The organism is Blattabacterium cuenoti, from assembly GCF_014252035.1.
Classification (GTDB): Bacteria; Bacteroidota; Bacteroidia; order Flavobacteriales; family Blattabacteriaceae; genus Blattabacterium; species Blattabacterium cuenoti_Z.
On sequence record NZ_CP059207.1, the window covers coordinates 340,441 to 362,394 of the forward strand.

Sequence of the window (21,954 nt, forward strand, 5' to 3'; positions counted from 1 at the left end):
AATAAAGAAAAAATAATAAATATTATGTCTAATCAAACTGAAGAAATAAAAAAAAATAAATTCCATTTATATGAAAAAAACAATGAAAATTTAATAATAGGAAATGATTATGGAGGGAGTAATAAGAATAGTTTTGATTGGGCAAAATATGAAAATCATTCAAATGATAAAATACAACAAATAGAAAGAAAAAAAATAGAGGAAATATATGTAAAAACTTTACCTGATATTCATGAATTAGAAATATATCAGGGAATTATAACATATATAACAGATAAAAATGTTATTGTAGATATTGGATTTAAAGCAGAAGGTATTATTCCTATCAGTGAGTTTAGAAATTGTAACATTACAATTGGACTAAAAATAGAAGTAATGGTAGTTAAAATAGACTATAAAGGACAATGTATTTTATCATATTTAAAAGCGAAAACATTAAGAAATTGGCAAAAAATAAATCAAACATATGAAAAATCAGAAGTTGTATTGGGATATGTAGCCGCTAGAACTAAGGGAGGTTTAATTATAGAAATATTTGATATAGAATGTTTTTTACCAGGATCACATATTAATGTAAAACCTGTTAGGGATTATGATACATACGTAGGAAAAACAATGGAGGTTAAGGTAGTTAAAATTAACCAAAAAACAAAAAATGTAGTAGTATCACATAAGGTTTTGATAGAAAGAGACATGGAAGAGCAGAGGAAAGAAATGATATCAAAATTGGATAAGGGACAAGTTTTAGAAGGAAAGATAAAAAACATTCTTCCTTATGGTGCTTTTGTTGATTTGGGAGGAGTAGATGCATTACTTCATATTACTGATATGAGTTGGCCACATATAAATCATCCTACAGAAGTTGTTCAATTAGAACAAGAATTAAAATTTGTTGTATTAGGTGTTGATAAAGAAAAAAATAGAGTACAGTTAGGTTTAAAACAATTACAACCGCACCCTTGGAATTCTTTAGATAAAGATTTAAAGGTAGGAAGTCGTGTTAAAGGTAAAGTTACTGTTTTAGCTGATTACGGAGCTTTTGTAGAAATTATACCAGGAGTGGAGGCATTATTGCATATTAGTGAAATGTCTTGGTCTACAGATTTATCTTCTACTCAAGATTTTGTTCAAATAGGAGATGAATTAGAAGCTATCATATTAACAATAGATCGTCAAGAAAGGAAAATGTCTTTAAGTGTTAAACAATTAACGGAAGATCCTTGGACAAATATACAGAATCGGTATACTGTTGGTTCTAAACATATAGGTACCGTTAAGAAATTTACGAATTTTGGTGTTCTTTTGGAGTTAGATAAAGAAATATCTGGTATAGTCTATAATAATGATCTTTCATGGGAAAAAAAGTTGAAGCATTCTTCTGAATTTTGTAATATTAATGATAAATTAGAGATTATTATTCTTTCTATAGATCCTCAAAGTAGAAGGTTAAGTTTAGGACATAAACAACTAAAAGAAAATCCATGGAATTGTTATGAAAAAATATATTATGTTGGAAGTATACATCAAGGAGTTATATCAAATATTTTTGATAAAGGTGCTACTATTCATTTTATAGAAAAAGAAAATAATGGTGGTGGATATATTGAAGCATTTGCTCCTTTACGTTATTTAGAGAAAAAAAATGGTTCCTATCCTAAAAAAGGAGATAAAATGGATTTTAAAATTATTGAATTCAATAAAGATACTAGAAAAATTGTTGTTTCCCATGTATCTGTTTATCGTGATCGTAATAAAGATCAAAGAAAGGAACAACGAAGAGGTAGAAAATTAGAAAGATCTACTCTTGGAGATATAGCTGGATTAGCAAAATTAAAAGAAAAAATAGAAAAAGAAAGCGAAAAAAAATAGTTGCAATATAGAAGAAATGGAAACACACCCTATTGCAGAAAAAGAAGGATGGAAAGTAGATATAGATTTTCCTATTTGGGCTAATAATGAATTGTATTTAACAACAATTAAAGGTGGATATTTATTAGATGGAGAAAATCCATTTGAAGCATATAAAAGATTAGCAAAAAATGCTGCTAGAATACTTAAAAAGCCAAAAATGGAAAATAAATTTTTTAATATTCTTTGGAAAGGATGGTTAATACCATCTACACCAGTAATGGTGAATCTTGGAACAGAAAAAGGCCTTCCTATTAGTTGTTTTTCTGGAAGAATAGGAGATAGTATGTATGAAATTTATCGTAAAAATTTAGAAATGGCAATTTTAAGTAAACATGGAGGTGGCACATCGTATGATTTTAGTCTAATAAGGCCTATAGGAAGTTCTATAAAGAATGGAGCATTGGGATTTTCTGATGGAATTATTCCTTTTATAAAATCATATGATAGTACTATAGTAGCTAGTAAACAGGGAAGGACAAGAAGAGGTGCAGTTGCTATTTATTTAAATGTAGAACATAAAGAATATTCAGATTTTTTGAAAATAAGAGAACCTAAAGGTGATATTAATCGTCAATGTCATAATGTTCATCAAGGTGTTATTATATCTGATTCTTTTATGAAAAAGGTTTTAGAAAAAAATGGGGAAGAAAGAGCTTTGTGGATTAGTACTCTTAAAGAGCGTGTAAAAACTGGAGAACCATATCTATTTTTTATAGATAATGCTAATAAGAATATTCCAGAAAATTGGAAAAAATATGGATTAAAGATACATCATAGCAATCTTTGTTCCGAAATTATGTTACCTACAGATGAAAGTCATACGTTAGTATGTTGTTTATCTTCTTTAAATTTATACAAGTATATTGAATGGAAAAATACAAAAACTGTTTTTTACGCTATTTTGTTTCTTGATGCTGTTTTACAAGAATTTATTGACAAAGGTAAAAATATAAAAGGAATAGAGGATGCTGTTCGGTTTGCAGAAAAAAGTAGAGCTTTGGGGTTGGGAGCATTAGGATGGCATTCTTATTTACAATCTAAAATGATTCCTTTTATATCTGTAGAATCTGAGTTATTATCACATAATATATTTAGAAATATTCAATTAGAATCTATAGAAGCTACTAAATATTTGGCAAAAGAATATGGAGAGCCTGAATGGAATGTAGGAACAGGAAGAAGAAATTTGACTTTAATGGCTATAGCTCCTAATAGGAGTTCTGCAAAACTTGCCGGAGGGCTTTCTCAAGGTGTTGAGCCAATAGCTGCAAATATATACGTAGATGATGATGCGAAAGGTATGCATATACGAAAAAATCCTTATTTGGAAAAAATACTTATAAAAAATGGATATAATCTTCCGGAAGTTTGGGAACAAATAGCGAATGAAAAAGGATCTTGTCTTAGTTTAACATCCGCACTAAATGAAGAACAAAGAAATGTTTTTAAATGTTTCAAAGAAATTAATCAACTAGAGTTAATAAAACAAGCAAGTATACGACAAAAATATATTGATCAAGGACAAAGTATTAATCTTGCTTTTCATCAAAATACTCCTGCAAAATATATAAACAAAGTTCATATTGAAGCTTGGAAAATTGGTCTAAAAAGTCTTTATTATTACAGAAGTGAAAGTGTTATTCGTGCAGATATAAGAAAAAGTAGAGATTTATATTCAGAAAGTTTGTTATAAAATAAAAAAAATGGGCAGCGACTTACTCTTCCAGTATCAAACTAGTACCATCAGCGCTAATATGTTTAACTTCTCTGTTCGGAATGGGAAGAGGTTGTCCCATATTGCTATAACCACCCATTAATAATATAAATATAAAAGTAATAAATAAATATACTAAAAACTAAATTATAAGTTAAGTATTGCTAAAAAAAATACATAATAACCATAATATACATGAGGAATATTAAAAGCCTACGGGTAATTAGTACTACTCAGCTATGACATTACTGTCTTTACACTTATAGCCTATCAACGTTGTCATCTACAACGACCCTTAAAAGAAGCCTAATCTTGTGGTGAGTTTCGCACTTATATGCTTTCAGTGCTTATCTCTTCCGAACTTAGCTACTCAGCGATGCACCTGGCGATACAACTGATACACCAGAGGTTCGTCCAATTCGGTCCTCTCGTACTAGAATCAGCTCCACTCAAGCTTCTAACGCTCGCAATAGATAGAGACCGAACTGTCTCACGACGTTCTGAACCCAGCTCGCGTGCCACTTTAATGGGCGAACAGCCCAACCCTTGGGACCTTCTTCAGCCCCAGGATGTGACGAGCCGACATCGAGGTGCCGAACCTCCCCGTCGATGTGAGCTCTTGGGGGAGACTAGCCTGTTATCCCCGGAGTACCTTTTATCCTTTGAGCGATGGCCCTTCCATACGGAACCACCGGATCACTATGCCCTACTTTCGTACCTGATCGACTTGTATGTCTCACAGTCAAGCACCCTTATGCCATTACACTCTACACACGATTACCAAACGTGTTGAGGGTACCTTTGGGAGCCTCCGTTACCTTTTTGGAGGCGACCACCCCAGTCAAACTACCCACCACGCAATGTTCTTAATTTTTTAACTAAATTAAGTTAGATTTCAACTAAAATAAGGGTGGTATTTCAAGGTTAACTCCACATCTCCTAGCGAAGACGTTTCAAAGTTTCCCACCTATCCTACACATATTCTAATCAAAATCAATACGAAGCTATAGTAAAGGTTCACAGGGTCTTTTCGTCCCATTGCGAGTAATCGGCATCTTCACCGATATTACAATTTCACCGAGCTCACGGCTGAGACAGTTTCCAGATCGTTACACCATTCGTGCAGGTCGGAACTTACCCGACAAGGAATTTCGCTACCTTAGGACCGTTATAGTTACGGCCGCCGTTTACTGGGGCTTCAGTTAAAAGCTTTGCCGAAGCTAACTTTCTTCTTTAACCTTCCAGTACTGGGCAGGTGTCAGACCCTATACATCATTTTTCAATTTAGCAGAGTCCTATGTTTTTGATAAACAGTCGTCTGGAACTCTTCGCTGCGGCCTTCCTTAAAAAGGAAGGCTACCTTTATCCCGAAGTTACAGGTTCATTTTGCCTAGTTCCTTAGCCGTGATTCACTCGAGCACCTTAGGATACTCTCCTTAACTACCTGTGTCGGTTTTGGTACGGCTTACTCTCATCTGAAGCTTAGAGGATTTTCTTGGAAGCCCTTACCTACACTATCCACTTTCCCGAAGGATTGTGGTACTATCATAGATTAGCAAAATATACGGATTTTCCTATATATTTTATACCTAACTATTTTAACGTACACTTCCGTCCGTACGCGGTAGTTTCATTACTCCGTCCCCCCTATCGCAATAAGAGCAAGTACCGGAATATTAACCGGTTATCCATCGACTACACCTTTCGGTATCATCTTAGGAGCCGACTAACCCTCAGCTGATTAACATAGCTGAGGAATCCTTAGTTTTTCGGTGTGCAGGTTTTATGCCTGCATTATCGTTACTTATACCTACATTTTCTTTTGTAATAACTCCACTATATCTTTCGATATAACTTCTACGCTATTACAATGCTCCCCTACCAATTTATTTATCAATAAATAAATTCCATAGTTTCGGCGATATATTTATGCCCGATTATTATCCACGCTTAATCACTCGACTAGTGAGCTGTTACGCACTCTTTAAATGAATAGCTGCTTCCAAGCTAACATCCTAGCTGTCTAAGTAACTAAACTTCGTTAGATCAACTTAATATATACTTTGGGGCCTTAACTGATGGTCTGGGTTGTTCCCCTCTCGGACATGGACCTTAGCACCCATGCCCTCACTACCGTGAAACATAATAACAGCATTCGGAGTTTGTCAGGAATTAGTAGGCGATGAAGCCCCTTCATCCAATCAGTAGCTCTACCTCTGTATTACTTAACACGATGCTGCACCTAAATGCATTTCGGGGAGTACGAGCTATCTCCGAGTTTGATTGGCCTTTCACCCCTACCCACAAGTCATCCGAAAACTTTTCAACGTCAACCGGTTCGGTCCTCCACTATGTGTTACCATAGCTTCAACCTGCTCATGGGTAGATCACTCGGTTTCGCGTCTAATTCCTCCGACTATACGCCCTATTCAGACTCGCTTTCGCTACGGCTCCGTAGCAAAACTACTTAACCTTGCCGAAAAAATTAACTCGTAGGTTCATTATGCAAAAGGCACGTCGTCACTTTACTAGAAAGCTCCGACAGATTGTAAGCGTATGGTTTCAGGATCTATTTCACCCTTCTATTCGAAGTACTTTTCACCTTTCCCTCACGGTACTAGTTCACTATCGGTCTCTGAGTAGTATTTAGCCTTACCGGATGGTCCCGGTAGATTCAGACAAGATTTCACGTGTCCCGTCCTAATCAGGTTACTACATAAGGTAATTTTTCTATTTCGCGTACAGGACTATCACCTTCTATGGTAAAACTTTCCAGTTTTTTCTACTATAAAAAAATAATCCTTAATATATTGTAGACCTACTACCCCATTATAGCCTAAACTATAACGGTTTGGGCTGTTCCGATTTCGCTCGCCACTACTAACGGAATCACTATTTGTTTTCTTTTCCTCTAGGTACTTAGATGTTTCAGTTCCCTAGGTTTGCCTTACTTATGTAATATCATATGGTTAAATATGATAGGTTTCCCCATTCGGAAATCTGCGAATCAATTTGTATGTGCCAATCCTCGCAGCTTATCGCAGCTTATCACGTCCTTCTTCGCCTCTCAGAGCCAAGGCATCCACCATACGCCCTTTATTAGCTTTTTTTATTCCTCATTTTATGTATATTATGTATGTCAAAGAACTTATAAAAATTGTGGAGAATATCGGAATCGAACCGATGACCTCCTGTGTGCAAAACAGGTGCTCTAGCCAGCTGAGCTAATTCCCCTCTACATCCTCATCCTCATTATGTAGTCTCGCGCGGAATTGAACCGCGGACCTCTACATTATCAGTGTAGCGCTCTAACCGTCTGAGCTACGAGACTGATAATAATAATCAATCTCAATTTTATTTTATTAAATATATAAAAGCTTCTAGCTAATAACTCGAAATATCTTATAAATTAAGAAAAATACTCTAAAAAAAGAGATGTTCCAGCCGCACCTTCCGGTACGGCTACCTTGTTACGACTTAGCCCCAGTTATCAATTTTACCTTAAGCAGCTCCTTTTACGGTCACCGATTTCAGGTACCACCGACTTCCATGGCTTGACGGGCGGTGTGTACAAGGCCCGGGAACATATTCACCGCATCATGGCTGATATGCGATTACTAGCGATTCCAACTTCATAGAGTCGAGTTGCAGACTCCAATCCGAACTGAGATCGGCTTTTAGAGATTAGCTTCTGATCACCCAGTAGCAACCCTTTGTACCGACCATTGTAGCACGTGTGTGGCCCAAGGTATAAGAGCCGTGATGATTTGACGTTATCCCCACCTTCCTCTCGACTTGCGTCGGCAGTCTTGTTAGAGTCCCCGACATTATTCGATGGCAACTAACAACAAGGGTTGCGCTCGTTAAGGGACTTAACCCAACACCTCACGGCACGAGCTGACGACAACCATGCAGCATCTTGTACTCCGTCCGAAGACTAAACTGTTTCTAGCTTATTCGTAGTACATTTAAACCTTGGTAAGGTTCCTCGCGTATCATCGAATTAAACCACATGCTCCACCGCTTGTGCGGGCCCCCGTCAATTCCTTTGAGTTTCAGCCTTGCGGCCGTACTCCCCAGGTGGATCACTTATCACTTTCGCTTAGCCACTGAAAAAAATCCAACAACTAGTGATCATCGTTTACGGCGTGGACTACCAGGGTATCTAATCCTGTTTGCTCCCCACGCTTTCGTGCCTCAGCGTCAGTATAGACTTAGTAACCTGCTTTCGCGATTGGTGTTCTGTGTGATATCTATGCATTTCACCGCTACACCACACATTCCAGCTACTCCAGTCTCACTCAAGTCTACCAGTATCAATAGCAATTTTAACAGTTAAGCTGTAACATTTCACTACTGACTTAATAAACCGCCTACGCACCCTTTAAACCCAATAAATCCGGATAACGCTTGTGTCCTCCGTATTACCGCGGCTGCTGGCACGGAGTTTGCCGACACTTATTCGTATAGTACATTCAAAATTTCTATCACGTAGAAATCTTTATTCCTAAACAAAAGCAGTTTACAACCCATAAGGCATTCTTCCTGCACGCGGCGTGGCTGGTTCAGAGTTTCCTCCATTGACCAATATTCCTCACTGCTGCCTCCCGTAGGAGTCTGGTCCGTGTCTCAGTACCAGTGTGGGGGATCACCCTCTCAGGCCCCCTACCGATCATAGTCTTGGTAAGCTTTTACCCCACCAACTAACTAATCGGGCGCACGCCCATCTTTTGCCACATTACTGCTTTAATAATTAAACCATGCGGTTTAATTATACTATAGAATATTAATCCGAGTTTCCTCAGGCTATTTTCTAGCAAAAGGTAGGTTACGTACGTGTTACGCACCCGTACGCCGGTCGCCATCAAAATTTATGTTTCCATAAATCTTATGCTGCCCCTCGACTTGCATGTGTTAAGCCCGCCGCTAGCGTTCATCCTGAGCCAGGATCAAACTCTTCGTTGTAAAATAATAATATCAAAAAAATATCTTAATTATAAAAAACGAAGTTATCAGTACTAGAAGCTTTTTTAATCAAAGAACAATCAAGATTGCAATTATACATCTTTTTTTTATAAAAAAAAAGTTTTTATAAAAATTAAATAATAAATCATATTTAGTTTGGAAAAAAAATAATCTATTTTTATAAAAATTTTATTTAATGTGAAAAATTACATATTTATTTTTGTATGAGAACTTCAGACTTTGATTTTAACTTTTCTTCAAATATTCTTGCTAAATACCCGTCATCAGAAAGAGATGAATCTAAATTAATGATTATTAATAGAAATAACAAAAAAATTGAACATAAACTATTCAAAGATCTACACCAATATTTTGAAGAAGGTGATACTATAATTTTAAACAATACTAAAGTTTTTCCAGCTAGATTATTCGGAAATAAAGAAAAAACAGAAGCCAAAATAGAAGTTTTTTTACTAAGAGAATTAGATAAAAAAGATAGAACATGGGATGTTTTGGTAGATCCAGCGAGAAAAGTACGAGTTGGAAATAAATTAAATTTCGGGTATGGACTAACTGGAGAAGTGATAGATAATACAACTTCTAGAGGAAGAATATTACAATTACATTTTAATGGAACTCATGAAGAATTTATAAAAAAGATAAAAGAAATAGGTAAAACTCCATTACCAAAATATATTAATAGACCAACAGAAAAAAATGATGAACTACGTTATCAAACCATATATGCAAAAAAAGAAGGATCAGTTGCTGCACCAACAGCTGGATTACATTTTTCTAAGCATTTGTTAAAAAAACTAGAAATAAAAGGAATCAATATAGTGGAAATAACTCTTCACCTAGGATTAGGCAGTTTTTTACCTGTAGAAGTGGAAGATATCTCTAAACATAAAATGGATTCTGAAAAATGTTTAATAGATGAAAAAACATGTAGTATAGTAAACAATACTATACAAAAAAAAAAACGTATTTGTGCAGTTGGAACTTCATCTATGAGAGCTATAGAAAGTTCAGTTTCTTCAAATAAAAATTTGAATCCATTTATAGGATGGACTAATAAATTTATTTTTCCACCTTATAATTTTAGTATAGCTAATTCTATGATTACAAATTTTCATATGCCAAAATCTACATTACTAATGATGACTGCTGCTTTTGTTTACGGCGTGGACTACCAGGGTATCTAATCCTGTTTGCTCCCCACGCTTTCGTGCCTCAGCGTCAGTATAGACTTAGTAACCTGCTTTCGCGATTGGTGTTCTGTGTGATATCTATGCATTTCACCGCTACACCACACATTCCAGCTACTCCAGTCTCACTCAAGTCTACCAGTATCAATAGCAATTTTAACAGTTAAGCTGTAACATTTCACTACTGACTTAATAAACCGCCTACGCACCCTTTAAACCCAATAAATCCGGATAACGCTTGTGTCCTCCGTATTACCGCGGCTGCTGGCACGGAGTTTGCCGACACTTATTCGTATAGTACATTCAAAATTTCTATCACGTAGAAATCTTTATTCCTAAACAAAAGCAGTTTACAACCCATAAGGCATTCTTCCTGCACGCGGCGTGGCTGGTTCAGAGTTTCCTCCATTGACCAATATTCCTCACTGCTGCCTCCCGTAGGAGTCTGGTCCGTGTCTCAGTACCAGTGTGGGGGATCACCCTCTCAGGCCCCCTACCGATCATAGTCTTGGTAAGCTTTTACCCCACCAACTAACTAATCGGGCGCACGCCCATCTTTTGCCACATTACTGCTTTAATAATTAAACCATGCGGTTTAATTATACTATAGAATATTAATCCGAGTTTCCTCAGGCTATTTTCTAGCAAAAGGTAGGTTACGTACGTGTTACGCACCCGTACGCCGGTCGCCATCAAAATTTATGTTTCCATAAATCTTATGCTGCCCCTCGACTTGCATGTGTTAAGCCCGCCGCTAGCGTTCATCCTGAGCCAGGATCAAACTCTTCGTTGTAAAATAATAATATCAAAAAAATATCTTAATTATAAAAAACGAAGTTATCAGTACTAGAAGCTTTTTTAATCAAAGAACAATCAAGATTGCAATTATACATCTTTTTTTTATAAAAAAAAAGTTTTTATAAAAATTAAATAATAAATCATATTTAGTTTGGAAAAAAAATAATCTATTTTTATAAAAATTTTATTTAATGTGAAAAATTACATATTTATTTTTGTATGAGAACTTCAGACTTTGATTTTAACTTTTCTTCAAATATTCTTGCTAAATACCCGTCATCAGAAAGAGATGAATCTAAATTAATGATTATTAATAGAAATAACAAAAAAATTGAACATAAACTATTCAAAGATCTACACCAATATTTTGAAGAAGGTGATACTATAATTTTAAACAATACTAAAGTTTTTCCAGCTAGATTATTCGGAAATAAAGAAAAAACAGAAGCCAAAATAGAAGTTTTTTTACTAAGAGAATTAGATAAAAAAGATAGAACATGGGATGTTTTGGTAGATCCAGCGAGAAAAGTACGAGTTGGAAATAAATTAAATTTCGGGTATGGACTAACTGGAGAAGTGATAGATAATACAACTTCTAGAGGAAGAATATTACAATTACATTTTAATGGAACTCATGAAGAATTTATAAAAAAGATAAAAGAAATAGGTAAAACTCCATTACCAAAATATATTAATAGACCAACAGAAAAAAATGATGAACTACGTTATCAAACCATATATGCAAAAAAAGAAGGATCAGTTGCTGCACCAACAGCTGGATTACATTTTTCTAAGCATTTGTTAAAAAAACTAGAAATAAAAGGAATCAATATAGTGGAAATAACTCTTCACCTAGGATTAGGCAGTTTTTTACCTGTAGAAGTGGAAGATATCTCTAAACATAAAATGGATTCTGAAAAATGTTTAATAGATGAAAAAACATGTAGTATAGTAAACAATACTATACAAAAAAAAAAACGTATTTGTGCAGTTGGAACTTCATCTATGAGAGCTATAGAAAGTTCAGTTTCTTCAAATAAAAATTTGAATCCATTTATAGGATGGACTAATAAATTTATTTTTCCACCTTATAATTTTAGTATAGCTAATTCTATGATTACAAATTTTCATATGCCAAAATCTACATTACTAATGATGACTGCTGCTTTTGCAGGATTTGATTTACTGATGGAAGCATATAAAATAGCTATACAAGAAAAGTATAGATTTTATTCATATGGAGATGCAATGTTAATTTTATAAATAAAAATTATTACTTAGCATAGTATATTTTATAATATATGAAATTAGTTTTGGAAAAAATAAAAAGTACAATAAAAGAAGAAATAAAAGAATTTGAAAATCAATTTTTTAATCTTATAAAAAGTAACGTTACACTTATAGATAAAATAACACATTATATTATTCATAAAAAAGGAAAAAGAATTAGACCAATATTTGTATTTCTAATAGCTAAAATGTTAGGAAAAATACAAAAAAAAACATATCATACTGCTTGTATAATTGAATTAATACATACAGCCACACTTGTACATGATGATGTAATTGATAATAGTTTTTTTCGTCGTGGATCTTCTTCTATTAATGCTATTTGGAAAAATAAAATAGCTGTTTTAATAGGAGATTATTTTTTATCTAAAAGTCTTTTATTAGCTACTAATAATAATTATTATGATTTACTAAAAATTATTTGTAAAACAATTAAAAACATGAGTGAAGTTGAATTATTACAAATGGAAAAATCTACTATATTGAACATCAATGAAAATATTTATAATAAAATCATTTATCATAAAACAGCTAGTTTAATTGCTGATTCTTGTGAAGGCGGGGCTCGTTCAGTAAATGTAGATGAAAAAACAGCATTAAGAATGAGAAGATTGGGTGCATTTACAGGAATAGCTTTTCAAATAAAAGATGATTTATTTGACTATCAAAATCAAAAAGAAAATTTTACAGGAAAACCTGTTGGAATTGATCTTAGAGAAAAAAAAATTACACTTCCATTAATATACAGTATTCAAAAATCTACTAAAAAAGAAAAAGAATGGATATTAAATTCTATAAAAAATTATAATGAAAATAAAAGAGATGAAATAATAGCATATGTTAAAAAATATGGAGGATTAGAGTATGCAACTAAAAAAATGATTTTATTTCGTAATCATGCATTGAAAATATTAGAATTTTATCCAGAAGGAGAGATTAAAAAAACTTTGAGAATCATGATCAACTTTATCATTGATAGAGATCAATAATAATGAATGAAGAATAATTTAATGAAAAAAGAAACAAAAGAAAATTTAGTCATTGTTGAATCACCTACAAAGGCTAAAACTATACAAACTTTTTTAGGAGAAAATTATCAAGTAATACCAAGCTATGGCCATATTGTAGATTTACCGGAAAAAAAAATTGGAATTAATATAAAAGATAATTTCAAACCAAATTATATTGTTTTACCTAAAAAAAGAAAAATAGTTAAATATTTAGAGAAATTAATAAAAAATTATAATAATATTTGGTTAGCTTCTGACGAAGATCGTGAAGGAGAAGCTATTGCATATCAAATATATAAAAAATTTAATATAAAAAAATATAAAAGAATTGTTTTTCATGAAATTACTAAAAAATCAATTCTTTTTGCTATTAATCATCCAAGAACATTAAATTATGATTTAATATATGCCCAACAAGCAAGACGGATTTTAGATAGATTAGTCGGATTTCAATTATCTCCTATTTTATGGAAAAAAATTTGTAAAGGATTATCGGCTGGAAGAGTACAATCTGCAGCTTTAAGATTAATAGTAGAAAAAGAAAAAGAAATAACAGATAGGGAAAAACTTTCTTTAAAACATTTCCATATATATGGAATTTTTGAATGTAAAAAAAATGTATTTACAACGAAAATACAAAATAAAATAGATAATGAAGAAAAAATGAAAAATATTTTATTATTGTCTATTAATGCTAATTTTAGCATTCAAAAAATTGTTTCAAAATTAGAAGAAATGGCTCCATCATTACCTTTTACTACTGCTTCTTTACAACAACAATCTTTTACTAGTTTAAATTTTTCTATATCAAAAACCATGTTATTAGCACAAAAATTGTATGAAAAAGGATACATTACGTATCATCGTACAGATAGCACAAGAATCTCTGATAATATTTTATTAGAAATAGAAAAATTTATATTACGTTCATATGGGAAAAAATATTTTTTTTTGAGAAAAAATAAGTTTTCCAAAGGAAAATTTTTGCAAGAAGCACATGAATCTATACGTCCAACAACAATCATCAATATTGATAAACATTATTTAGACACATTAGAATCTGATCAAAGATCCCTTTATCAACTTATATGGAATCGTACAATTTCATCACAAATGTCCAATTCTATCATAAATAAAAAAAACATTTTTATTCAATCTTCTAATTTCAAAGAATTATTCACTTATACAATAAAAACCATTATTTTTGATGGTTTTATGGCAATAAATTCTAAAAAAGATAAAAAAGAAAAAGATTTTTTAGAAAAAATAAAAAAAGGTGATATTTTAAATAAAAAAGAAATTATATCTAAGCAAATTGTAAAAACTAGCGTTTATAGATATAGTGAAGCTTCTTTAGTAAAAGATTTAGAAAAATTAGGAATAGGTAGGCCATCTACTTACGTTCCTATAATAAATACTTTGCAAAAAAGAAACTATATCATTAAGAAAAAATTAACAAATAAAATAATAAAACAAAAAGTATTTTTTATTGATAAAAATAATATTATTGAAAAAGAGAATGAAATAGTTAAAACAGAAAAAAATAAATTTTTTCCTACAGATATAGGTACTTTAACTACTGAATTTTTAAAAATTAATTTTCAAGAAATAGCAGATTATCAGTTTACAGCAAAAATGGAAAAAGACTTAGATGATATATCAGTAGGAAAAAAATCTTGGATTATTACTATCCAAAATTTTTATGAAAAATTTATAAAAAAAATACAATATGTTGAAAAAAATGTAAAAAAAATGAATAGAGAACGATTTCTTGGCATAGATCCTATTTCTAAAAAAAAAATTTTTGTTAAAATAGCTAGGTTTGGTCCTATTATTCAAATAGGAGAATTTTATGAAAAGGAAAAACCTAAATTTTATCCTTTATTAAACTTACAAAAAATGGAAAATATTTCTCTTCAACAAGCTATTAAAATTTCAGAATTACCAAAATCATTAGGATTTTTTAATAAAGAAGAAATTTTTTTAATGATAAATAAAAAAGGTATTTATATTAAATATAAAAATATTTCAATTTCAATTGATGAAAAAATTTTTTATGAAAATTTGAATTTAGAGAAAGCTATTCATATTATCAAAAATAAATTAGATTAGCTATCAAAATATCTCTGATTCAAATAAGTAGTAGGATAAGCTTGATCATGACCTGTTCGTTTTACATGATCTAAATATTTTGGTATATATGATAAAGCTTTAACTCTATCAGATAGCGACATCCTATTCCATATATTTTCAGCCATTCTTTTTTTTCCTACTTTATATTTATAATCTGTCCAAAATCTATTAAAAGATAAATCTGCAGGTACTTCTTCTATAGAAAATGCAGCTTTTGAACTCTTCATTTTATTTATAACAGATTCGTTATAAGGTAAATATTTACCTATCCACATATAATGTGATAAAGAAAGTTTTTTAGGAAAAACAATTTCCCTTAAAAATCCATTTAAATCATATTTAAATATGATTTCTCCGGAAACTAAACGACTTCTAAATATATATTGTTTACCTATCATTCTTTACTTATTCTTATTTATTTCATCAGAGCTAATTTTTTAATCTATAATTATGAATAAAATTATTAATTATTTTATAATGAGATTTTGTAAATGTTTATTTATTATAATAATCTATGAATGAGTTATCAGTTATCATATAACAAAATAATTTATATAGATTTTTTATTAAAAATAGTATATTAACACTAAATATTTGGTTATTTATATTATTTAATAATTTAGTACAATGTTATTGTATGTAGTTCCTACTCCCATAGGGAATTTAGAAGATTTTACTTTCAGATCCTTACGAATTTTAAATGAGGTAGATTTAATTTTAACAGAAAATTATAAAATATCCAGAAAATTATTAGATTTTTACAAGATAAAAACTTGTATAAAACCTTATCATATTCACAATGAATATTATGTTGTTCATTCCATTATAAATAAATTAAAAATAGGAAGTAAAATAGCATTAATATCAAGTGCAGGAACTCCTGGTATATCTGATCCAGGTTACTTACTTATTAAACACTGTATAAATGAATCTATACCTGTAGAATGTTTACCTGGAGCAACAGCTTTGATCCCTGCTTTAGTAAGTTCTGGATTGTCTATTAATGAATTTACTTTTATTGGTTTTCTACCAAAAAAGAAAAGAAAAAAAAAACTAAAAATTTTATCTAAAGAAAATAGAACAATAGTCCTATATGAATCCCCTCATAGATTATTGAAAACATTAAATGATTTAGAATTATTTTTTGGATTTGAAAGAAATATTGCTGTATGTAAAGAAATATCAAAAATTTTTCAGAAAATAATAAGAGGAAAAATAAAAGAAATTATATTATTATACCAAAAAAAAAAAGAAAAAATTATTGGAGAATACACCATTATTATTGATAAAAAATAATATTTAATTAACGTAATTATTTTTTGTTAAATATTCTGCAATTTGAATGGCATTAGTTGCTGCACCCTTACGTAAATTATCTGCAACTATCCAAATATTTATAGATTTGGGATGTGAGTAGTCTTTACGTATTCTTCCAACAAAAACTTCATCTTTTCCTTGAGATAATATTGGCATAGGATAAATATTTTTTTTAGGTTCATCTAAAACAACTACACCTTTTGTTTTGGATAAAATTTTATGAATCATATTTATGTCAGGATTATTTTTAAATGTGATATTTACACTTTCAGAGTGTCCTCCAATAACAGGGACACGTGCAGCAGTAGCTGTTATATTTATTTTATCATCATTCATTATTTTTCTTGTTTCTTTCATTAGTTTTATTTCTTCCAAAGTATAGTTATCTTCTGAAAAAGAATCACAATGAGGTATAACATTTTTGTAAATAGAGTGTGGATATACTTTTTCTTTCACATTTTTATTATTTTCTTCTTTATTTAACTGATCTAAAGCTTTTTTACCAGTACCCGTAACTGATTGATATGTAGAAACTATTACTCTAGATACTACATATTTTATATGTAATGGATACAAAATCATAACTAATTGTATTGTGGAACAATTTGGATTAGCTATAATTTTATCTTTTTCATTAAGAGAAAAAGAATTTATTTCCGGAACTACTAATTTTTTAGTAGGATCCATTCTCCATGCAGAAGAATTATCTATAACGGTAGATCCTATTTTCTCAAATTCTGGTGCGTATTTTTTTGAAATAGTAGATCCTGCTGAAAATAAAACAATATTAGGTTTTTCCAATAAAAGATCTTCTATGCTAATTACTTTATGTTTTTTCCTATTAAAAATAAATTCTTTTCCTACAGACTTTTCTGAAGAAGAAATACATAATTTATTCAACGGAAAATTTCTTTTATCCAAAAGATCCATCATAACACGTCCTACCATCCCTGTAACACCAACTATACCTAGTTTCATAGAATTTTATAAAAATTGAATATTTCATAAATATGAAATGACAAATTTAAGAAATTAATTAAAAATAATAATGAAAAAAAAAAAAATGATCATTTTATCAGGACCTTCTGGTTCTGGTAAAACTACAATTTCAAATTATTTATTATCAAAAATACCGGACTTAAAATTTTCTATATCATGTACTACCAGAAATATTCGAAATAAAGAAAAGCATGGAAAAGATTATTATTTTATTTCTGTAAAAACATTTATTTCTAAAATAAAAAAATCCCAATTCGTAGAATGGGAAGAAGTTTATCCTAGAGTTTTTTATGGAACTTTAAAAAGTGAAATATATAGAATATGGAAAGAAAATAAACATATACTATTTGATATAGATGTTAAAGGAGGGTTGAAATTAAAACAACAATTTCCTAACAATTCTTTATCCATATTTATAATGGTTAATTCTATAAAAAAATTAAGAAAAAGATTAATTTTTAGAAATTCTGAAAATGAAGAAAAAATTAATTTACGTTTAAATAAAGCAAAAAAAGAACAAGAATATGCAAAAAAATTCGATTTTGTTATTTTAAATATTGATTTATTAAAAGCAAAAAAACAAGTTACAAAACTTGTATCTAAATTTATCCATCATAATAATAATGAATAAACAAATAATAATGCACTTAAATTTGTTTGCTCCTCAGGCTGGATTCGAACCAGCGACACCCTGATTAACAGTCAGGTGCTCTAACCAACTGAGCTACTGAGGATTATTTTTATTTAATTTTATTTTATAGGAATCTTTTCTATTCTTATTTTATGCCTTCCTCCATCAAATTTTGTTGAAATAAACGTTTCTATTATTTCTAAAACATCATTTTTACTTACAAATCTTACTGGTAAGCTAATTATGTTAGCATTATTATGTTTTTTAGCTAAAAAAGCAATTTCTTTTTTCCAAACTAATGCTGCACGAATTTTATTATATTTATTTGCTGTCATAGCAGCTCCATTACCACTACCACACATAATAATTCCAAAATTTGCCTTACCTTTTTCTATAAATTTTGCTGTAGGATGAATGAAATCTGGATAGTCTACTTTTTTTAAAACAGACTCACATTTATCAGATGGTCTATAAAATCCAAAATCTTTAATAAGATATCCTTTTTTTTCTAGAAAGTTAATAATTAAATCTTTATAAAATAATCCTGTATGATCAGACCCTATTGCTACTAACATTGTATTTTGAAAAAATAATTATCATTTGATCAATCAAATATAATACATTATTTATATAAATAAATAACAATATTATTTATGACGATAAATATATGATAAAAATTTATTTTTGTATTTATGAAAATAATAAAAACTGTTAAAGATTTTAATTTTAAAAATAAAAAAACTTTACTAAGAGTAGATTTTAATGTTCCTATAGACAAAAATCATCGAATAATAGATGATACACGTATTCAATATAGTATTCCTACTATTAAAAAAATTATTTCCGATCAAGGAAAAGTAATACTTATTACTCATTTTGGAAGACCAAAAGGAAAAAATTTAAAAAGTTTATCTCTTAATTTTTTAGTTCATATTCTATCGAAGAAATTGAAAACTCACATAAAATTTCATGATAATTGTATAGGAGATGAAACTGAAAAAAAAGTAAATGAGCTAAAAAAAGGTGAAATTTTGTTACTAGAGAATCTTAGATTTTATAAAGAAGAAGAAGAAGAAAATGAACAATTTGCTAAAAAATTAGCAAAATTAGGTGAATTTTATGTGAATGATGCTTTTTCTGTATCTCATCGTTCACATACTTCTATTAGTTTACTTCCAAAATTATTTAATAATAATAAATGTATAGGAATGCTCATGGAAAAAGAAATATTGTTTTTAAATAAATTTTTATCAGGAAAAGGTAAAAAACCAATAACCGTTTTATTAGGAGGTGCAAAAATTTATTCTAAAATAAAAGTTATTGAAAATATGATAAATTTTTCTGATTATTTAATAATAGGTGGAGGTATATCTTATCCTTTTATTAAAATAAAAGGTGGAAAAGTTGGAAATTCTATAATAAAGGATGATCAAACTATTGATCATAGATTAATACACTCTATCTTAAGTAAAGATAATAGAAATATAATTCATTTTCCAAATGATGTTATTATTGCAGATTCTTTTAATAATTCAGCAAATACAAAAATATGTAATATATATTCTATTCCAGATAAATGGATAGGATTGGATATAGGACCTAATTCTATTAAACACTTTTGTCATATTATAAAAAAATCTAAAACCATTTTATGGAATGGTCCTATGGGAGTTTTTGAATTCAAAAAATTTTCTACTGGAACTAAATCAATCGCAAAAGCAATAGCAAAATCAACAACTGAAAATGAATCATTTTCTTTAGTTGGAGGAGGCGATTCTATTGCTGCATTGAAAACAGAAGGATATGACAAAAAAATAAGTTATTTATCTACTGGAGGAGGAGCTATGTTAGAATATTTAAAAAATAAAAGTAGTATAGGTATTCAATCTATAATTATGTAATTAATTAATAACTGTAGGTATACAATATTTTTAATTATATTTGTTAAAAATAAATATACGAAGAAAAATTATGCCTTTTAAACTCCCAAAATTACCTTATTCTTATCAAGAATTAGAGCCTTATATAGATAAAAGAACTATGGATATTCATTATAATAAACACCATGGAACGTACACAAATAATTTAAATAAATCTATTGCTGGCACAAATATGGTAGATTTACCTATAGAAGAAATATTAAAACAAGAAGCTAAAAATAATATTACAATACGAAATAATGGTGGGGGTTTTTATAATCACAATATTTTTTGGGAAATATTAATACCTCATTCAAAATTCACACCTCCAAGTACTTATTTAAATGAAGTTTTTAAAAAAAATTTCCAATCTTTTCATCATTTAAAAAATGAATTTTCTAATGTAGCGTTAAAACATTTTGGATCAGGGTGGATTTGGTTATGTATAAAAGAATACAAATTAACTATTTGTTCTACAATGAATCAAGATTCTCCTATTATGTGTGGTATAGGATGCTGCGAAGGTATTCCAATCTTAGGACTAGATGTTTGGGAACATGCTTACTACTTAAATTATCAAAATCGCCGTATCGATTATATATCATCTTTTTGGAAGATTATAAATTGGAAAAAAGTAGAAGATAATTATAAAAAATTAATAATAAAATAAAGTATTATTATTTTTTATTATTATGGGATTATTATGGGTAGGATTATTTTGGAAAATATAAAACTATTTGGTTTTCATGGTTGTATGCCAGAAGAAAAATATGTAGGATCAAATTATACAATTAACATTGAAATAGAATTGGATATTTATGATGCTTCTATTACAGATGATCTATCAAAAACTATAAATTATGTTCATTTATACTCTATTATTAAAGAGGAAATGAAAATTAATTCTAAACTAATAGAAAATGTAGCTAAAAGAATAATTGATAAAATTAATTTTAAGTTTCATAAAATGATTAAATATTCCAAAATCAAATTATGTAAAGAAAATCCACCATTAAATAATAATGTAGATAGAGTATGTATTATTATAGAAAATTTTACATAATTATTAATTAAATTATTAATATTTAAAAAAAATAAACTGGCACTGTGGCCGAATGGAAAGGCAGAGGTCTGCAAAACCTTTTATAGCGGTTCGATTCCGCTCAGTGCCTTATTGAATATTATAGAATGAATAATAAATTTAGAATAAATAAAAAAAATACTAATCAAAAATTAAAATAAAATTTTACTTATATATATTTTCTATATACATTTGTGTATTAATATGTAAATCTCTTTTATATTCTTAATGAAGATAAATCATATTCTTATTTCACAAACTATTTCTGTAGGATCTAGTTCTCCATATATAGAACTTTGTAAAAATAAAAATGTGAAAATAGACTTTCGATCCTTTATAGAAATAAAAGGTGCTTCATGCAGTGAAGTTAGAAAACAAAAAATAAATTTTTCTGATTTTACTGTAGTTATTTTTATAAGTAAAAAATCTGTAGACCACTATTTTAGATTAGCTAAATCTATGAAATTCAAAGTCCCATTAACTATGAAATATATATGTCAAAATGAGGCTATCGCATACTATTTACATAAATATATCGTTTACAGAAAAAGAAAAGTTTATATTGGTAAAAAATCATTTAAAGATATAATACCTTATATAAAAAAACATCCAAAAGAAAAATTTTTTTTACCATCTTCTGATATATTAAAATCAGACATACTTCATATGTTAAATGAAGTAAATGTTTTTTGGAAAAGAGGTATTTTATACAAAACTTATTCCAGTGATTTATCAGACTTAAATATATATTATGATATATTAGTTTTTTTCAGTCCAGCAGAAATTAAATCACTGTTTGATAACTTTCCAAATTTTCATCAAAAAAATGTAAAAATAGCTACTTTTGGTAAAAATACTTTAGATGCAGCATCTAAAGCAGGATTAAAAATAGAAATTAAAGTTCCAACTCCAGAATTTCCCTCTATGGCTATGGCACTAAATAAATATATAAAAGAATCAAATAAAATAACTATTTAA

General features: G+C 29.5%; 14 protein-coding genes, 4 tRNA genes, 3 rRNA genes, 1 pseudogene and 1 other annotated feature. Of the genes and pseudogenes, 13 read left to right on the top strand and 9 right to left on the bottom strand.

Annotated features, from left to right (window positions below):
* The first annotated feature begins 24 nt into the window (after positions 1-24).
* Both rpsA and H0H49_RS01595 read left to right on the top strand, forming a co-directional pair.
* Entirely contained in the window at positions 25-1,869 is a 1,845-nt protein-coding gene (rpsA, locus tag H0H49_RS01590; RefSeq protein WP_185864235.1) for a 30S ribosomal protein S1, read from the top strand.
* 16 nt (positions 1,870-1,885) lie between these two features.
* Positions 1,886-3,604 (top strand): ribonucleoside-diphosphate reductase subunit alpha, encoded by a 1,719-nt coding sequence (locus H0H49_RS01595; RefSeq protein WP_185864236.1) that lies wholly within the window; start codon positions 1,886-1,888, stop codon positions 3,602-3,604.
* 9 nt (positions 3,605-3,613) lie between these two features.
* Here H0H49_RS01595 and rrf read toward each other — a convergent pair.
* The 5 genes from rrf to H0H49_RS01620 form a co-directional block, all read right to left on the bottom strand.
* A 5S ribosomal RNA gene (gene rrf, locus H0H49_RS01600) occupies positions 3,614-3,725 on the bottom strand.
* Between the two features lie 103 nt (positions 3,726-3,828).
* Positions 3,829-6,735 (bottom strand): 23S ribosomal RNA (locus tag H0H49_RS01605).
* Between the two features lie 50 nt (positions 6,736-6,785).
* A tRNA-Ala gene (locus H0H49_RS01610) sits at positions 6,786-6,859 on the bottom strand.
* Positions 6,860-6,882: 23 nt separating this feature from the next.
* Positions 6,883-6,956 (bottom strand) — tRNA-Ile (locus tag H0H49_RS01615).
* Between the two features lie 97 nt (positions 6,957-7,053).
* Positions 7,054-8,590 (bottom strand): 16S ribosomal RNA (locus tag H0H49_RS01620).
* Together the 16S, 23S and 5S rRNA genes with 2 tRNA genes alongside form the textbook arrangement of a ribosomal RNA operon.
* Positions 8,591-8,814: 224 nt before the next feature.
* On the opposite strand from H0H49_RS01620, the pseudogene queA (H0H49_RS03105) reads away from it, so the two are divergent.
* The 4 genes and pseudogenes from queA (H0H49_RS03105) to topA form a co-directional block, all read left to right on the top strand.
* A pseudogene (queA, locus tag H0H49_RS03105) lies at positions 8,815-9,708 on the top strand (tRNA preQ1(34) S-adenosylmethionine ribosyltransferase-isomerase QueA); the annotation flags it as partial.
* 16 nt (positions 9,709-9,724) lie between these two features.
* Positions 9,725-10,591, bottom strand: a sequence feature (16S ribosomal RNA rRNA prediction is too short).
* Positions 10,592-10,815: 224 nt separating this feature from the next.
* Complete coding sequence (gene queA, locus H0H49_RS01630) at positions 10,816-11,859, top strand: tRNA preQ1(34) S-adenosylmethionine ribosyltransferase-isomerase QueA (RefSeq protein WP_185864237.1); 1,044 nt, start codon at positions 10,816-10,818, stop codon at positions 11,857-11,859.
* 38 nt (positions 11,860-11,897) lie between these two features.
* Entirely contained in the window at positions 11,898-12,875 is a 978-nt protein-coding gene (locus tag H0H49_RS01635) for a polyprenyl synthetase family protein (protein ID WP_185864238.1), read from the top strand.
* A gap of 6 nt (positions 12,876-12,881) precedes the next feature.
* Positions 12,882-15,008 (top strand): type I DNA topoisomerase, encoded by a 2,127-nt coding sequence (topA, locus tag H0H49_RS01640; RefSeq protein WP_238784930.1) that lies wholly within the window; start codon positions 12,882-12,884, stop codon positions 15,006-15,008.
* On the opposite strand, the gene H0H49_RS01645 is transcribed toward topA, so the two are convergent.
* Positions 15,005-15,427, bottom strand: coding sequence for an LvrA C-terminal domain-related protein (locus H0H49_RS01645; RefSeq protein ID WP_185864239.1), 423 nt, complete (start codon positions 15,425-15,427; stop codon positions 15,005-15,007). The two genes, topA and H0H49_RS01645, sit on opposite strands and share 4 nt — an antisense overlap.
* Before the next feature lie 229 nt (positions 15,428-15,656).
* On the opposite strand from H0H49_RS01645, the gene rsmI reads away from it, so the two are divergent.
* A complete protein-coding gene (gene rsmI / locus H0H49_RS01650) occupies positions 15,657-16,325 on the top strand; it encodes a 16S rRNA (cytidine(1402)-2'-O)-methyltransferase (protein ID WP_185864240.1) in 669 nt (222 codons plus the stop codon).
* A 3-nt stretch (positions 16,326-16,328) separates the two neighbouring features.
* On the opposite strand, the gene H0H49_RS01655 is transcribed toward rsmI, so the two are convergent.
* Complete coding sequence (locus H0H49_RS01655; RefSeq protein WP_185864241.1) at positions 16,329-17,324, bottom strand: aspartate-semialdehyde dehydrogenase; 996 nt, start codon at positions 17,322-17,324, stop codon at positions 16,329-16,331.
* A 70-nt stretch (positions 17,325-17,394) separates the two neighbouring features.
* Between H0H49_RS01655 and gmk the strand changes: the two genes are divergently transcribed.
* Positions 17,395-17,976 carry a guanylate kinase gene (gmk, locus tag H0H49_RS01660; protein ID WP_185864242.1) on the top strand — a complete coding sequence of 194 codons (582 nt, stop codon included), beginning with the start codon at positions 17,395-17,397 and terminating at the stop codon, positions 17,974-17,976.
* 29 nt (positions 17,977-18,005) lie between these two features.
* On the opposite strand, the gene H0H49_RS01665 is transcribed toward gmk, so the two are convergent.
* Together H0H49_RS01665 and H0H49_RS01670 are read right to left on the bottom strand one after the other, a co-directional pair.
* Positions 18,006-18,079: transfer RNA gene (locus tag H0H49_RS01665), tRNA-Asn, on the bottom strand.
* A 16-nt stretch (positions 18,080-18,095) separates the two neighbouring features.
* Positions 18,096-18,551: an RpiB/LacA/LacB family sugar-phosphate isomerase gene (locus tag H0H49_RS01670; RefSeq protein ID WP_185864243.1), complete on the bottom strand. Its 456-nt coding sequence runs from the start codon at positions 18,549-18,551 to the stop codon at positions 18,096-18,098.
* A 117-nt stretch (positions 18,552-18,668) separates the two neighbouring features.
* Here H0H49_RS01670 and H0H49_RS01675 point away from each other — a divergent pair, with 117 nt between their 5' ends.
* The 5 genes from H0H49_RS01675 (at position 18,669) to H0H49_RS01695 (ending at position 21,954) form a co-directional block, all read left to right on the top strand.
* Positions 18,669-19,877 carry a phosphoglycerate kinase gene (locus H0H49_RS01675; protein ID WP_185864244.1) on the top strand — a complete coding sequence of 403 codons (1,209 nt, stop codon included), beginning with the start codon at positions 18,669-18,671 and terminating at the stop codon, positions 19,875-19,877.
* Positions 19,878-19,947: 70 nt separating this feature from the next.
* The gene (locus H0H49_RS01680; RefSeq protein WP_185864245.1) at positions 19,948-20,565 is read left to right on the top strand and encodes a superoxide dismutase; all 618 of its coding nucleotides are present in this window, start codon (positions 19,948-19,950) and stop codon (positions 20,563-20,565) included.
* 33 nt (positions 20,566-20,598) lie between these two features.
* Positions 20,599-20,958 carry a dihydroneopterin aldolase gene (folB, locus tag H0H49_RS01685; RefSeq protein ID WP_185864246.1) on the top strand — a complete coding sequence of 120 codons (360 nt, stop codon included), beginning with the start codon at positions 20,599-20,601 and terminating at the stop codon, positions 20,956-20,958.
* A gap of 38 nt (positions 20,959-20,996) precedes the next feature.
* Positions 20,997-21,067: transfer RNA gene (locus H0H49_RS01690), tRNA-Cys, on the top strand.
* A gap of 137 nt (positions 21,068-21,204) precedes the next feature.
* The gene (locus tag H0H49_RS01695; protein ID WP_185864247.1) at positions 21,205-21,954 is read left to right on the top strand and encodes a uroporphyrinogen-III synthase; all 750 of its coding nucleotides are present in this window, start codon (positions 21,205-21,207) and stop codon (positions 21,952-21,954) included.